The following is a 13331-nucleotide window of genomic DNA, read 5'->3' as shown; positions in this document are numbered from 1 at the left end:
AAGTCGGTAAAGGCCGGCAGCGAAATGGAGGAAAGGTCATGAACAGTTCGAGCAAGCACGACAAATCGCATCCGCCCATGCCTGAGTTCTACATGCCGGCCATGTGGCCGTTGGACCTGCAGAACGCCATCGTCGACTGGGTCGGGGCCTGGTTCTGGCGCCGGCGTATGCGTCGTCTACTGAGGCAGGATATGGAGGGGCGCATTCGCCTGGGTAGTGCCCGTGCGGTGGTGACGCAGGGCGCAAGTGAGCCGCTGCGACTGATCGCACGGCGGCGGGCTTACTGGTTGCGCGGGCGGTAATGTCCATTGGCCGTAATGGGCAATGCGCTGTTTGTCGGTTTCACGCAGGCAGTGGCCAGACGAAGGTGCTGATCATGGCCGCTGCCTACCGCGACCAGGACCTTTCAGGGCGCCTTGAACGCTGGTGCGATTGTTGGCCAGTCCGGTTCGCGCAGCCCCGGTTCCTCTGCGCCCGGTAGCCAATGGTGGTGGATACGGCTGAAGCTGCCGTCGCGCTTCATTTCATCCAGGGCATCCTGCCAGCGGCGGATCAGCGCGTCGTCGGTTTCGAGCGAGAAGGTGATGTAGCCGTAGGATTCGCGGTAGGGGAAGGCCACCTCGACCTCGTTCAGACCGAGATAGTCGACCTGTGCCGCGGCTTCGCCACGTGCGTAGAAACTCAGGTTGTCCGCCACGATCAGGGGCACCCGACCACTGCGCAGCAGGCGGAACATCTGCGCCGGCTCATTCACCCCCAGCAGGTTTCGCATGCCGGCGGCCTTCAGCTCCTGATAGCTGAACCAGTCGCGCGGGACGGCGATATCCCGAAATGCGGCCAGTTCTTCGCGGCTATGGATGACGATGCCCGAGCCCCGCAGAGCATAGAAGTTGTCGCGCGCCAGAATGATCGGACCGACCCACTTGAACAGCGGCTCACGCTCGCTGGTGCGCATGGTAGGGAAGATGGCGGTGCCGGGCGTCGTCCGGGCGATGTGGTAGGCACGGGCCCAGGGCACTACCTGCAGGCTGGCTTTCTGGTCGATGCGGCGCAGCAGCTCCTCAACCACCTCGACGGCCATGCCGGAGGGCTGGCCCTGATGGCTGAAGCTGACGGGCGGATATTCCTCGGTGTAGAGCTGCAAGGCCAGTACCGGGCTGGGGAACATCCATGAAAACAGCAGGAGTAGGGTGGCCGTCCTCATCATCTGACTCGCAAGTGGGCGCGAGTCATGAGCATATCCTGATGCGAGCCTTGGCGAGTTGATTCAGCTCAGGGCTTGCGCGCGATCAGCACTGCGCGGGTCGGTGCCGGCAGACCTTCGACGGTACGGCTGTGGTCGGCCGGATCGAGGAACTCGGGCAGCGACTGGAAGCGCATCCACTCGGTGGCGCGTTGTTCCTCTACCGACGTGGTGCTGACGTCTACGCAGCGAACGTCCTCGAAGCCGGCGCGGCGCAGCCAGCGTTCCAGGGCCGGTACCGAAGGCAGGAACCATACGTTGCGCATCTGCGCGTAACGGTCTTCGGGCACCAGAACCTGCTCGGCATCACCTTCGACCACCAGGGTTTCCAGCACCAGTTCACCGCCCCTGACCAGGGCATCCTTCAGATCGAGCAGGTGGTCGATGGGCGAGCGGCGGTGGTAGAGCACGCCCATGGAAAATACCGTGTCGAAGCCTTGCAGCTTGGCCGGCAGCTCCTCGAAGGCCAGTGGCAGATGCCATACCGGTTGATCCGGCAGATAACGTTTCATCGCCAGGAACTGGCAGAGGAACAACCAGTTGGGATCGATACCGACCACGCTGTCGGCGCCTGCACCGAGCATGCGCCACATGTAGTAGCCGTTGCCGCAGCCGACGTCGAGGATGCGCTTGCCGGCCAGATCCAGATGCGGTGCAACGCGCTGCCATTTCCAGTCGGAGCGCCATTCGGTGTCGATATGCACGCCGAACAGCTCGAACGGGCCCTTGCGCCAGGGAATCAGCCCCTGCAGGGCGGTTTTCAACTGCGCGCGTGTGGCCTCGTCGCAGGCACCGCCGAAGGCGAAGCGCTGGGCCAGTTCCACCTCGCTCACCGGCAGGTCCGGCAGAGCCTGCACGGCGCCATACCAGCGCGCCAGGTCGCCATGACCGATAGCCAGTTTGGCATCGAGCTGGCCGGGCAGACCAGATGCCCAATCCTGCAGCGCCGTGCCGGCCAGTTGTGCCAGCAGGGCATCGAGGTCCAGATCACGCATCATGGCAGAGCTACCAATGAGGCGAAATTGAGGCACTGGAACCAGGGAACAACCTTGCTGAAGCCCGCGGCCAGCAGACGTTCGCGGTTCTGCTCAAGGCTGTCGGGCAACATCACCTTCTCGATGGCGCTGCGCTTCTGGGCGATTTCCAGTTCGCTGTAGCCGTTGGCGCGCTTGAACGCGACATGCAGTTCGGTGAGCAGGTCGTGCTCGGCGCTGTCCTCGAAACGCAGTTTCTCCGAGAGAATCAGCGCGCCGCCCGGTAGCAGAGCCTGGTGGATGCGCGTGAGCAGTTCCAGGCGTCGCTCCGGTGGGATGAACTGCAGGGTGAAGTTGAGCGTGACCAGCGAGGTGGGCTGCAGATCGAGGGCGAGAATATCGGCCTCGATCACCTCTGCGGGGAGCAGCTCCTGAAACATGGCGTCCTGGGCATGCAGGTATTCGCGGCAGCGTGAGACCATGGCCGGGGAGTTGTCCACGGCGATCACCTTGCTGCCATCGGCACGCACGTGGCGGCGCAGCGCCTGGGTTACCGCGCCGAGCGAAGCGCCGAGGTCATACAGTGTGGTGTGCGGCTGGGCGAACTGGCCGGCGAGAACGCCGATGTTCTCGACGATGGTCGGGTAGCCGGGTACCGAGCGCTTGATCATGTCGGGGAAGACCCTTACCACGTCCTCGTTGAAGACGAAGTCGGGCACCTCGGACAGAGGCTGGGCGAATAGACGATCGGGTTCTTGGCTCACGGCAGTCGCAACGGGTAGCGGAAAAGGCCGGCATTTTAGGCTTTGTAGGAAAAGCCGTCGAGCGAAGGTCGGGCAAGGCAAAAACAGGCGAGAAGCGGCTGGAGTCGTGCCCGACTTTACAAGTTGAGCATCCTGTGCCTGTTTTCAATGCAGCATGGCCGAGCCTAGGCACTTTTCGTAAAAGGCCTGGCCAGGAGTGGGTGATAGTCAGGCTTTACCGACTGCCCGCCGCACCGATCAGGCCCTGGTGCGCTGGAAGGCCGAGGCGGTGATGCCCCACTGGCCGATCCAGTAGGTGAGGATGATGGCGTAGGGGGCAGCATCGAAACTGACGACGAAGCGGTTGATGCCGATCAGGCTGTCGGACAGCACGAACAGGGCGGCGCCACCGCCGGCCAGCCAGGCTGAGCGCGGCTGCAGATGTGCAACGCCGATGCGAGCCAGAGCGCGCCAGAGCATCAGACTGATCGCCGTGGCATAGCAGGCCACCGGAATCATCAGGGCGCCCAGACCGCTGCTGGCCAGCACGGCGAACATCGTGCCGCCTGCAGCCAGTGCCAGCAGCAGGGCTGGCAGGGCAGGCTGCCGGCTGTCGGAGCAGTAGGCACGCAGATAGGCCAGGTGACCGAGCAGGAACGCGCCGAGGCCGAAGACGAACAGGTCTCCGGGCCAGTCCAGCAGGAGATCGCCCGCCAGGGAGAACAGCAGACCAATACCGATCCAGCGTCGATAGGTGCCGGCCGGCGCCTGGCGCAGCCAAAGCAGCATGGCGATTACCGGGATACCCTTGGTCAGCAGGCTGAGCTGTGCGTCGCCAGTGATCCGGCCGTAGATAAAGACCGCGGCACCTGCCAGGCCGAGCAGCAACCATCGCATAGCGACACTCCATCTTTTTGTTCGAGTGCGCGACTATGCCCAGCGACCGTACGGCTGCCAATGCGGGGGATGCCAAATCGAGTGGCGGATCGTGCCGTCACTCTCACCGGTAGCATCCGGGCAAGCCGGAGCGTTCGTGCAGAAGAAAGTGGCGCGGGGCCTTGGCCGATAGGAGAGTGTTGTTCGGGCCGCAGTGGCCGCTGAATCTGCAGCTATCGAGGCTGCCTGGATCGTTGGCACCAGTTTCTTCGGTGCCAACGATCGCTGCGTGTGGCGCCTGCGCCTACAAGGCAGGCGTGCTTAACCCGCGACCAGTACGCGAATCGCTTCCAGACGCAGGGCAGCCTTGTCGAACATCGCCAGGCTCTGTTCGCGCTGCTCGCGCAGGGCGTCGATCTCGCTGTCGCGTACGCTCGGGTTGACCGCGCGCAGGGCGATAAGGCGTGCCAGTTCCTCGTCCAGTTCGGCGATCAGGCGACGCTTGGCCTCGGCCACACGCTCGATATGGCGCGGCATGACCTTGGCTTCGGCGTCGTTGATTTGCTTGGCCAGCACGTCGCGCTGGGCCTGGACGAACTTGTTGGCGCTGGCGCGCGGCACGCTTTCGAGCTGATCGTTGAGCGTTTCGAAACCGACCTTGGGTGCCAGGTCGTTGCCGTTGGCGTCGAGCAGGCAGCGTAGCGCTGCCGGCGGCAGGAAACGACCGAGCTGGAGCTTGCGCGGGCCGACCACTTCGCTGACGTAGAGCAGTTCCAGCAGCACGGTGCCGGGCTTGAGCGCCTTGTTCTTGATCAGTGCCACTGCGGTGTTGCCCATCGAGCCGGACAGCACCAGATCCATGCCGCCCTGCACCATGGGGTGTTCCCAGGTGAGGAACTGCATGTCCTCGCGGGCCAGGGCCTGCTCGCGGTCGTAGGTGATGGTCACCGCTTCGTCGTCGCCCAGAGGGAAGCTGGCGTCCAGCATCTTCTCGCTGGGGCGCAGGATCAGGGCATTGTCGGAGTGGTCCTCGCTGTCGATGCCGAAGGCGTTGAACAGCTCCTCCATGTAGATCGGCAGGGTGAACTGGTCATCCTGTTCCAGAATGGCCTCGACCAGCGCCTCGCCTTCGCCGGCACCGCCGGAGTTCAGCTCCAGCAGGCGGTCGCGGCCGCTGTGCAGCTCACCTTCGAGGCGAATACGTTCAGCGGTGGCTTCGTCCACCAGTTGTTGCCACTGGGCGTCGTCACCGTTTTCCAGCAGCGGCAGCAGGCGCGGGCCGAACTGGTGCTGCAGGGCGTTGCCGGTGGGGCAGGTGGCGAGGAAGGCGTTCAACGCCTGGTGGTACCACTGGAACAGGCGCTCCTGCGGGCTGTTCTCCAGATAGGGCACGTGCAGCTGGATGCGGTGTTTCTGGCCGATACGGTCGAGACGGCCGATGCGCTGTTCGAGCAGGTCCGGGTGCGCCGGCAGGTCGAACAGCACCAGGTGATGGGCGAACTGGAAGTTGCGGCCTTCGGAGCCGATTTCCGAGCAGATCAGCACCTGCGCGCCGAACTCTTCGTCGGCGAAGTAGGCTGCCGCGCGGTCGCGCTCGAGGATGCTCATGCCCTCGTGGAATACCGTGGCCGGGATGCCGGAGCGCACGCGCAGGGCGTCTTCCAGATCCAGTGCAGTTTCGGCGTGGGCGCAGATCACCAGTACCTTGAACTTCTTCAGCATCTTCAGGGTGTCGATCAGCCACTCGACACGCGGGTCGATGCGCCACCAGCGTTGTTCGTCGTCGAGCTCGTCCTGCGCCTGGTAGCTGACCTCCGGGTACAGCTCGGGATGGTCGCCCAGCGGCAGCTCCAGGTACTCATCCGGGCTCGGCAGCGGGTAGGGGTGCAGTTCACGCTCGGGGAAGCCCTGCACGGCAGCACGGGTGTTGCGGAACAGCAGGCGGCCGGTGCCATGGCGATCCAGCAGTTCACGCACCAGACGGGCACGGGCGTCGTTGTCGCCGCTGTCGACGGCGTCGAGCAGATCGCGGCCTTCATCGCCGAGGAAGCTGCCGATTGCGTCGCGGGCCTGGGTGCTGAGCTTGCCCAGGTCGAGCAGCTCCTGCACCGCTTCGGCCACCGGGCGGTACTGGCTGCTTTCGGCGCGGAAGGCTTCCAGGTCATGGAAACGGGCCGGGTCGAGCAGGCGCAGGCGGGCGAAGTGGCTGTCCTGGCCGAGCTGTTCCGGGGTAGCGGTGAGCAGCAGTACGCCGGGGATGACCTCGGCCAGCTGCTCGACCAGCGAATACTCGGCACTGGCCTGTCCCGGGTGCCAGACCAGGTGGTGGGCTTCGTCGACCACCAGCAGGTCCCAGCCGGCTGCAAACAGTGCGTCCTGGGCCTTCTCGTCGTCCTTCAGCCATTCCAGGGCGACCAGCGCCAACTGGCAATCCTCGAAGGGGTTGCTGGCGTCGCTTTCCATGAAACGCTCGGCGTCGAACAGCGCGACGTCGAGGTTGAAGCGTCGGCGCATCTCCACCAGCCACTGGTGCTGCAGGTTCTCCGGTACCAGGATCAGCACGCGGCTGGCGCGCCCGGAGAGCAGCTGGCGATGAATCACCAGACCGGCTTCGATGGTCTTGCCCAGACCTACTTCGTCGGCCAGCAATACGCGCGGGGCTATCCGATCGGCCACTTCACGGGCGATGTGCAGCTGGTGCGCGATGGGCTGGGCACGCGCGCCACCCAGACCCCACAGCGAGGACTGCAGCAGACGGCTGTTGTGCTCCAGGCTGTGATAGCGCAGGGCGAACCAGGACAGCGGGTCGATCTGGCCGGCGAACAGGCGGTCGCTGGCCAGGCGGAACTGGATGAAGTTCGATAGCTGGGTTTCCGGCATGGTGACCGGTTGATGCTGGGCATTGAGGCCGTGGTAGACCAGCAGGCCGTCGATATCCTCGACTTCCTGTACGGTGAGCTTCCAGCCCTCGAAATGGGTGATCTCGTCACCCGGGGCGAAGCGCACGCGGGTCAGCGGGGCATTGCGCGTTGCGTACTGGCGGGTTTCGCCGGTGGCCGGGTAGAGCACGGTGAGCAGTCGGCCGTCCTCGGCGAGGATGGTTCCCAGACCCAATTCCGCTTCGCTGTCACTGATCCAGCGTTGCCCCGGTTGATACTGCGCCATGCCTGTCTCCCGCGTGAAAAAGCCGGCTATGGTAACGGATGCCGAGCCGCGGCCAAAGCGGTCACGGCACTATCGTTGCGCTCATCAGTCGAAAGTGTAGCGAGCGCAGGCTAAAGTCGCGGGTGACAAGGCCGACAGCCTGACCAAAGGAGGTGCTGAAACGTGCTGCCGCCTATTCCCCACAGCCTGGCGCCGGTCACTGCCACGCAGGACGTGATCAAGCCCAAGCCCGATATTCCTCCGGTGACACCGGCCGAGGAGAGCGCCAAGGAGAGTGCGCTGAGCCTGGACAAGCGGCACCCGCGGGAAACCGAGGAATTGCTGCGCGAGGAGCAGCGCCGTCGGCAACGGCGAGGCTACACCCCGCAGCAGCTGGCCGAGGCCGAACCGGAGGATGTGGAGCAGGCCCTGGGGGATTTGCCGCGACAGGGACTTTGGGTGGATGTGGAAGTCTGAGACACTCCTTTCTTTCTCCTGCTCCTAGCTCTCCATGCTGTTCACCGACCCCTTGCCTGCACTTGCCGATGCCGAGCTGGACTATCTACCCGATTGGGTGGATACCGCCCTGGCTGACAGCTGGCTGCGCGCGCTGGTCGAACAGACGCCCTGGCAACAGCCGGAGTTGTTCATCCACGGGCGTTATCACCGCACGCCACGGCTGACCGCCTGGTATGGCGATAGCGGGGCACGCTATCGCTATTCCGGAAAGTTGCACGAGCCGTTGCCCTGGACGCCGCTGCTCGACGAGATTCGTCAGCGAATCGTGCGGGAGGTAGGCCAGCCGCTCAATGCCGTGCTGCTCAACTATTACCGCGACGGCCAGGACTCCATGGGCTGGCACAGCGATGCCGAGCCGGAGCTGGGGCGCGATCCGCTGATCGCCTCGCTCAACCTGGGCGGCAACCGGCGTTTTGACCTGCGCCGCGTTGGCAGCACGCGTATCGAGCATTCGCTGACGCTGGAACACGCCTCGCTACTGGTCATGCGTGGGCCGACCCAGCATCATTGGCAACATCAAGTGGCGAAGACGCGCCAAGCCTGCGCGCCACGCCTGAATCTGACCTTTCGCCTGATCCGGTTTCCGCTATGAGCAATGACGACAAGCTGATCGACTTCGCCGCCGAGCGCGACAAGCGTATCCACGACCTCAACGACAAACGCCTCAACGAGATGCGCCAGGTGTTCGAGCAGGTGCTGCCGCTGGGCAAGACCAAGAAGAAGTCCAAGGGCAAGCCGAAGAAGCGCTGAACGCCCCGCAGTTCCCGTCTCGTGCGGCTGCCCAGCCGCTTTCTGCCTCCGTACCCCTCCGTTTCTTGACCTGGGTCAGTATTCCCCCAGACCCGGTCGCGCCTGCTTGCCAGCCATTGATCCAGGTCAATTTTTCGCCCGTCAGCACTGATAACTTGAAGCCATCCCAGACAGACAGGCACAACAGGAGGCAGCCATGTTCGTCGATACAGTGGTACTCGCCGGAGTCGGCACCGTTCTTCTGATGGTCGCGTTCTTCGGGGGTGTTGGTTACTTCATCTGGAAGGATGCTCACAAGCGCAAGCAGAGCTGATCCTTCCAGTTCACTGGGCACGCAAGGCAATTCGGGCGACTTAGGTCGCCCTTTTTTTGTCTCCATGATCTGGCTGTTGGCTTTTAGGTCACCAGCACTCTGCTGGTCTTTACGAATAGACCTGCTGGACATAAATAGTTAGCTAGCTAATAATTGCGCTTCACACGGAAGCGTAACCCAATCGCTGCAGCTATGTTCAGAGCTGAGATTCATTCAGGTAGCCGTCGTGCGTGATTCCCTGCTGGTGTTCCTTGCACCGAGCTCGCAAGCCATTCAGTTCGCCATCAAGACCCTGCTCGGCGGCGGTCTGGCGTTGTGGTGCGCACTGCGTTTCGGTCTGGAGCAGCCGCAATGGGCGCTGATGACAGCGTTCATCGTCGCCCAGCCGTTGTCCGGCATGGTGGTGCAAAAGGGGTTGGCGCGACTGCTCGGCACTCTGGTCGGAACCTTCATGGCCGTGGTGATGATGGGGCTGTTCGCCCAGGCACCATTGCTGTTCGTGCCGGCATTCGCCTTGTGGCTGGGACTGTGCACGGCTTCCTCGACCATGTTGCGCAGTGCCTGGTCGTATTCCTTCGTGCTCGCCGGCTACACGGTCGCGATCATTGCCTTGCCCGCTGTTGGCAAGCCCCAGGTGATCTTCGATGAAGCCATCGCCCGCTGTACGGAAATCTGCCTGGGCATCATCTGCGCGACCCTGAGTAGTGCGCTGCTCTGGCCGCAGCGCGTCGAACGGCAGCTGGTCCGGCAGGCTCGCGACGCCTGGCAGGCTGGCGTAACGGCGGCGCGCCAGGCGCTGACCGGGGAAACCCAGACGCGACAAGGTCTGCTGGAAGTACTGGCGCGCATCGTCGCCGTGGATGCCCAGCGAGAGCATGCCTGGTTCGAGGGCGCGCGTGGTCGTCAGCGCGCCGTTGCACTGCGGGTGCTGAGTCGCGATCTGCTCGGCATGTTGCGCCTGGCCCGTGGTGTGGCGCGGCAGTTGAGCAGCGCCGAGACGCAGGACGTCGCACCCTGGCTGCAGGAGGTGGGCGAGCGCCTGCAGCAGGAGCATCCGGAAGGTTTGCAGGTGTTGGTCGAGCAACTGCGCCAGGCGGGCCAGGAGCATACGCTGAGCAGCGCTCAGCAACTGTGTCTGGACAGGCTGATGGTGCTGCTGATTCGTATCGAGGATGCCACCCGTGCCCTGCGTGCCGTCGAGGAGGGCAGGGCGCCGGCGGATGCGCCGCGAGCCCTGTCCTGGCATTACGACTGGCAAAGTGCGCTGGTGTATGGGGCGCGCAGTGCGCTGACCTTTCTTGTCCTGGCAGCCTTCTGGCTGGCTACCGGCTGGCCTCATGCTACTAGCGCACTGCTGCTGGCCTGTGTGGTGTGCAGCCTGTTTGCCCGGCTCGAAGCTGCGCCGCAGATCGGCATGATGTTTCTGCGTGGCATCTTCTTCGCACTGCCGGTGGCGTTCTTCGTCGGGCAGATTCTGATGCCGCAGATCGATGGCTTCGTGATGCTCTGCTTGGTGCTCGGTGTGCCGCTGTTCGTCGGTGTGCTGGGCATGGCCAGGCCGGCGACGGCGGCGACTTCGACCTCGTTCTGCCTGCATTTCATCGTGCTCTGCCTGCCCGCACCGGGAGTCGGCTACAACGTCGAGTTCTTCCTCAACGAGGTCCCGGGCATGCTGATCGGAGTGGGCTGCGCGGTGATGGCCTTCAAGCTGGTGGTACTGCGCGATCCGGTCTGGCATGGCCGGCGTTTGATGCAGGCGATTCTGGACGATCTCGGGCGTCTGACCCGGCGCGATCCGGGGCGTGCCGAAAACTGGTTCGGCGGGCGAATGGCCGATCGCCTGATCCAGCTGGCGCGACACTATCCGGCGCGGCCGGATCGGACGCGCAACCGCTGGGACGATGGCGTGGCCGGTCTCGATCTGGGCGACGAGCTGCTGCACCTGCGCAAATGCCTGGCCAATGCCGATGAGGCCCTGCAGCAGGCTCAGCAGCGCTTTCTGCGTCACCTGGAGGAGGCGTTGGCGCGAGGCCCGGCGCCTGCGCACGAGCGGTTACTCGACGAGCCGGTGGCCGAGTTGCTGAAGGTCTTGCGTAGCTGCAGCCAGAGTGTGGATAGGCGTCTGGCCCAGGCAGCGCTGTTGCAGCTGCACAACGGCTGGCGCCACTGGTGTGATCTGAAGGGAGAAGCCCATGGGTTTGCATGAATGGTCGCTGGGCGGCGTATTGCTCAGCCCGATGGCGGCTTACGCGCTTTTGGCGTTGCTGCTGACCGGTGTGTTGCGCCTGGGGTTGCAGCGCGTCGGGCTGGCGAGCTGGATCTGGCACGAAGCCCTGTTCGATTGTGCCCTGTATGTCTGTGTCCTGGCGGCGGTGATCGCTGTGCTGGGACGGTAAGGAGAAAAGCATGCGTTCGACCATCCGCGTCGGCGTCACCCTGGCCATGGTTGCCGCCGCGATCTTCGCCGGTTCCTGGATCTGGCAGCAATACATGTACTCGCCCTGGACGCGCGATGCTCGTGTGCGCGCCGATGTTGTGACCATCGCCCCGGATGTGTCCGGCTGGGTAGTGGAGCTCAAGGTGCGCGACAACCAGCAGGTCAAGGCGGGCGATCTGCTGATGACCATCGATCGCGACCGCTATCAGGCGGCGGTGGAGAAGGCCAGGGCGGTCGCGGACATTCGCCGCCAGCAGTTGAGCCTGCGCGAGCACGAAGCTTCGCGCCGTTCCCGCCTGGGTGCCCGGGCTATCAGTGCCGAGCTGCTGGAGAACGCGCAGATCAATGCCGAGATGGCGCGCAGCGAATACCGTGAAGCACAGGCCGATCTGCGCATGGCCGAGCTGAATCTGGCACGCAGCGAAGTGCACGCCCCTCGCGATGGGCAGATCACCAATCTGGTGTTGGCGCAGGGTAACTACGTGAATGCCGGGCAGGCGGTGATGGCGCTGGTCGACACCCAGTCGTTCTACGTACAGGCCTATTTCGAGGAAACCAAGTTGCCGCGCATACAGGTTGGCGCCCCGGTGGAGGTGTGGCTGATGGGCGGGGACCAGCAGATTCGCGGCGAGGTGGAAAGCATCAGCCGTGGTATCACCGACCGCAACGCCAGCCCGGACGGGCAATTGCTGGCCGATGTCGAGCCGACCTTCAACTGGGTGCGTCTGGCGCAGCGCATTCCGGTGCGTATCAGGCTCGACCGGATCCCTGAGGGTACGGTGCTGAGCGCCGGCATGACCGCCAGCGTGCGCCTGCAGTAGGGCGCCTCGCTTCTGTAGGAGCGGCTTCAGCCGCGAGCTTTTTATGGGTAATCGCGGCTGAAGCCGCTCCCACGGTCGCTGTTTGCATGAGGATTATGCTGTTTGCTCTTCTGCCGTTTATGGGGGATCAAACTGGGCGATGTGCCAAGGAATGGCTTGAGCGACGACGTGACCCCAGCATGCGGAAAAGTAGACGTGTAGGAGCGGCTTTAGCCGCGATCCGTATGGAGGTTATCGCGGCTACAGCTCCTTCCTCATCTGAGCGTCAGGCGCGCTCGATGCTGGCCGGGGTGCGGCGCATCAGCACCTTGCCATGGCGCACCGACACCAGCGCGTGGCCCTGGCTGCGTACCATTTCGTAATCGTCCGGCGCCGACAGGATCAGCAGGTTGGCCGGACGGCCCGCTTCCAGACCGTAACGCTCACCGAGGGCCAGGGCACGCGCCGAGTTGTCGGTGATCAGGTCCAGGCTGCGCTTGAGATCCTCGTAACCGAGCATGTGGCAGATATGCAGGCCGGCTTCGAGGATGCGCAGGATGTTGCCGTTGCCCAGCGGATACCAGGGGTCGACGATGGAATCCTGGCCGAAGCACACGTTCATCCCGGCACGATCCAGTTCAGCCACGCGGGTCAGCCCGCGGCGTTTCGGGAAGGTGTCGAAACGCCCCTGCAGGTGGATGCTCTCGGTGGGGCAGGAGATGAAGCTGATGCCGCTCATCTTCAGCAGGCGGAACAGCTTGGAGCAGTAGGCGTTGTCGTAGGAGCCCATGGCCACGGTGTGGCTGGCGGTGACACGTGCGCCCATTCCGCGCACGCGGGCTTCTTCGGCCAGCACTTCGAGAAAGCGCGACTGCGGGTCGTCGGTCTCGTCGCAGTGCACGTCCACCAGGCAGCCGGTGCGCTCGGCCAGATCCATGAGGAACTTGATCGACGACACGCCCTGGTCGCGGGTGTTCTCGAAATGCGGAATGCCGCCGACCACGTCGGCGCCCAGCTCGATGGCCTGTTCCATCAGCGCGCGACCATTGGCGAAGGACTCGATGCCCTCCTGCGGGAAGGCGACGATCTGCATGTCGATCAGGTGGCGGGTTTCCTCGCGCACTTCGAGCATGGCCTTGAGCGCGGCCAGAGTCGGGTCGGTGACGTCGACGTGGGTGCGCACATGCTGAATGCCGTGGTCGACCAGCATGTCGATGGTCTTCTTGGCGCGGGTCTTGGTGTCGTCATGGGTGACCAGCGCCTTGCGCTCGGCCCAGCGCTCGATGCCCTCGAACAGCGTGCCGCTCATGTTCCACGCCGGCTCGCCGGCGGTGAGGGTGGCGTCGAGGTGAATGTGCGGCTCGACGAAGGGCGGCACCACCAGGTTGCCGGCCGCGTCCAGGTCGCCAGCGGCGATGACGGGGGCGTTCTGCTGCGGCTCGATGCGGGCGATCAGCTCGCCGTCCAGGGTGATGCGGTGCAGGCCATCGCGGCCGCGCAGGCGGGCGTTGTGGATGATCATCTTGGTTCCT

Annotated in this window: 14 protein-coding genes; 8 read left to right on the top strand and 6 right to left on the bottom strand. The window is 64.2% G+C overall.

Annotated elements, in window-relative coordinates; all coding sequences use genetic code 11:
• Nucleotides 1-38: 38 nt before the first annotated feature.
• Nucleotides 39-302, top strand: a complete 264-nt coding sequence (locus OEG79_RS14310; protein WP_264145655.1) for a hypothetical protein — start codon at nt 39-41, stop codon at nt 300-302.
• Nucleotides 303-406: 104 nt separating this feature from the next.
• On the opposite strand, the gene OEG79_RS14305 is transcribed toward OEG79_RS14310, so the two are convergent.
• From OEG79_RS14305 to rapA, 5 genes are all read right to left on the bottom strand, one after another.
• On the bottom strand, nt 407-1204 hold the full coding sequence (locus tag OEG79_RS14305; protein WP_264145654.1) for a substrate-binding periplasmic protein: 798 nt from the start codon (nt 1202-1204) through the stop codon (nt 407-409).
• A gap of 68 nt (nt 1205-1272) precedes the next feature.
• The gene (gene cmoB / locus OEG79_RS14300) at nt 1273-2241 is read right to left on the bottom strand and encodes a tRNA 5-methoxyuridine(34)/uridine 5-oxyacetic acid(34) synthase CmoB (protein ID WP_264145653.1); all 969 of its coding nucleotides are present in this window, start codon (nt 2239-2241) and stop codon (nt 1273-1275) included.
• Nucleotides 2238-2981: a carboxy-S-adenosyl-L-methionine synthase CmoA gene (cmoA, locus tag OEG79_RS14295; RefSeq protein ID WP_264145652.1), complete on the bottom strand. Its 744-nt coding sequence runs from the start codon at nt 2979-2981 to the stop codon at nt 2238-2240. The genes cmoB and cmoA overlap by 4 nt, the downstream gene beginning before the upstream one ends.
• 237 nt (nt 2982-3218) lie before the next feature.
• Nucleotides 3219-3857 carry a lysoplasmalogenase gene (locus tag OEG79_RS14290; protein ID WP_264145651.1) on the bottom strand — a complete coding sequence of 213 codons (639 nt, stop codon included), beginning with the start codon at nt 3855-3857 and terminating at the stop codon, nt 3219-3221.
• A 300-nt stretch (nt 3858-4157) separates the two neighbouring features.
• Nucleotides 4158-7001 (bottom strand): RNA polymerase-associated protein RapA, encoded by a 2844-nt coding sequence (rapA, locus tag OEG79_RS14285; RefSeq protein ID WP_264145650.1) that lies wholly within the window; start codon nt 6999-7001, stop codon nt 4158-4160.
• Nucleotides 7002-7163: 162 nt separating this feature from the next.
• Between rapA and OEG79_RS14280 the strand changes: the two genes are divergently transcribed.
• The 7 genes from OEG79_RS14280 to OEG79_RS14255 all read left to right on the top strand — a co-directional run bounded on the left by OEG79_RS14280 (nt 7164) and on the right by OEG79_RS14255 (nt 11820).
• On the top strand, nt 7164-7457 hold the full coding sequence (locus OEG79_RS14280; protein ID WP_264145649.1) for an aspartate-semialdehyde dehydrogenase: 294 nt from the start codon (nt 7164-7166) through the stop codon (nt 7455-7457).
• A gap of 34 nt (nt 7458-7491) precedes the next feature.
• Entirely contained in the window at nt 7492-8091 is a 600-nt protein-coding gene (locus OEG79_RS14275) for an alpha-ketoglutarate-dependent dioxygenase AlkB family protein (RefSeq protein WP_264145648.1), read from the top strand.
• On the top strand, nt 8088-8249 hold the full coding sequence (locus OEG79_RS14270) for a hypothetical protein (protein ID WP_264145647.1): 162 nt from the start codon (nt 8088-8090) through the stop codon (nt 8247-8249). Before OEG79_RS14275 ends, OEG79_RS14270 begins: the two co-directional genes overlap by 4 nt.
• Nucleotides 8250-8445: 196 nt before the next feature.
• Entirely contained in the window at nt 8446-8562 is a 117-nt protein-coding gene (gene ccoM / locus OEG79_RS21210) for a cytochrome c oxidase subunit CcoM (protein WP_017361612.1), read from the top strand.
• A 226-nt stretch (nt 8563-8788) separates the two neighbouring features.
• A complete protein-coding gene (locus OEG79_RS14265) occupies nt 8789-10768 on the top strand; it encodes an FUSC family protein (RefSeq protein ID WP_264145646.1) in 1980 nt (659 codons plus the stop codon).
• Nucleotides 10755-10958: a DUF1656 domain-containing protein gene (locus OEG79_RS14260; protein WP_264145645.1), complete on the top strand. Its 204-nt coding sequence runs from the start codon at nt 10755-10757 to the stop codon at nt 10956-10958. The genes OEG79_RS14265 and OEG79_RS14260 overlap by 14 nt, the downstream gene beginning before the upstream one ends.
• A 10-nt stretch (nt 10959-10968) precedes the next feature.
• Nucleotides 10969-11820, top strand: a complete 852-nt coding sequence (locus OEG79_RS14255) for an HlyD family secretion protein (RefSeq protein ID WP_264145644.1) — start codon at nt 10969-10971, stop codon at nt 11818-11820.
• 265 nt (nt 11821-12085) lie between these two features.
• Here OEG79_RS14255 and codA read toward each other — a convergent pair whose 3' ends face one another.
• Nucleotides 12086-13321 (bottom strand): cytosine deaminase, encoded by a 1236-nt coding sequence (codA, locus tag OEG79_RS14250; protein WP_264145643.1) that lies wholly within the window; start codon nt 13319-13321, stop codon nt 12086-12088.
• Between the last annotated feature and the right edge of the window lie 10 nt (nt 13322-13331).

The sequence above is a fragment of the Pseudomonas sp. Z8(2022) genome (assembly GCF_025837155.1).
Taxonomy (GTDB): Bacteria; Pseudomonadota; Gammaproteobacteria; order Pseudomonadales; family Pseudomonadaceae; genus Aquipseudomonas.
Note: the sequence above shows the minus strand (reverse complement) of the source record. Positions and strands in the feature narration are given on the sequence as shown.

Excerpts from the sequence above, each read along its gene's own strand:
- cmoB (WP_264145653.1), bottom strand. The coding sequence starts at position 2,241 with ATGATGCGTGATCTGGACCTCGATGCCCTGCTGGCACAACTGGCCGGC.
- codA (WP_264145643.1), bottom strand. The coding sequence starts at position 13,321 with ATGATCATCCACAACGCCCGCCTGCGCGGCCGCGATGGCCTGCACCGC.
- OEG79_RS14310 (WP_264145655.1), top strand. The coding sequence starts at position 39 with ATGAACAGTTCGAGCAAGCACGACAAATCGCATCCGCCCATGCCTGAG.
- rapA (WP_264145650.1), bottom strand. The coding sequence starts at position 7,001 with ATGGCGCAGTATCAACCGGGGCAACGCTGGATCAGTGACAGCGAAGCG.
- OEG79_RS14275 (WP_264145648.1), top strand. The coding sequence starts at position 7,492 with ATGCTGTTCACCGACCCCTTGCCTGCACTTGCCGATGCCGAGCTGGAC.
- OEG79_RS14305 (WP_264145654.1), bottom strand. The coding sequence starts at position 1,204 with ATGAGGACGGCCACCCTACTCCTGCTGTTTTCATGGATGTTCCCCAGC.
- OEG79_RS14270 (WP_264145647.1), top strand. The coding sequence starts at position 8,088 with ATGAGCAATGACGACAAGCTGATCGACTTCGCCGCCGAGCGCGACAAG.
- OEG79_RS14290 (WP_264145651.1), bottom strand. The coding sequence starts at position 3,857 with ATGCGATGGTTGCTGCTCGGCCTGGCAGGTGCCGCGGTCTTTATCTAC.
- OEG79_RS14255 (WP_264145644.1), top strand. The coding sequence starts at position 10,969 with ATGCGTTCGACCATCCGCGTCGGCGTCACCCTGGCCATGGTTGCCGCC.
- OEG79_RS14260 (WP_264145645.1), top strand. The coding sequence starts at position 10,755 with ATGGGTTTGCATGAATGGTCGCTGGGCGGCGTATTGCTCAGCCCGATG.
- ccoM (WP_017361612.1), top strand. The coding sequence starts at position 8,446 with ATGTTCGTCGATACAGTGGTACTCGCCGGAGTCGGCACCGTTCTTCTG.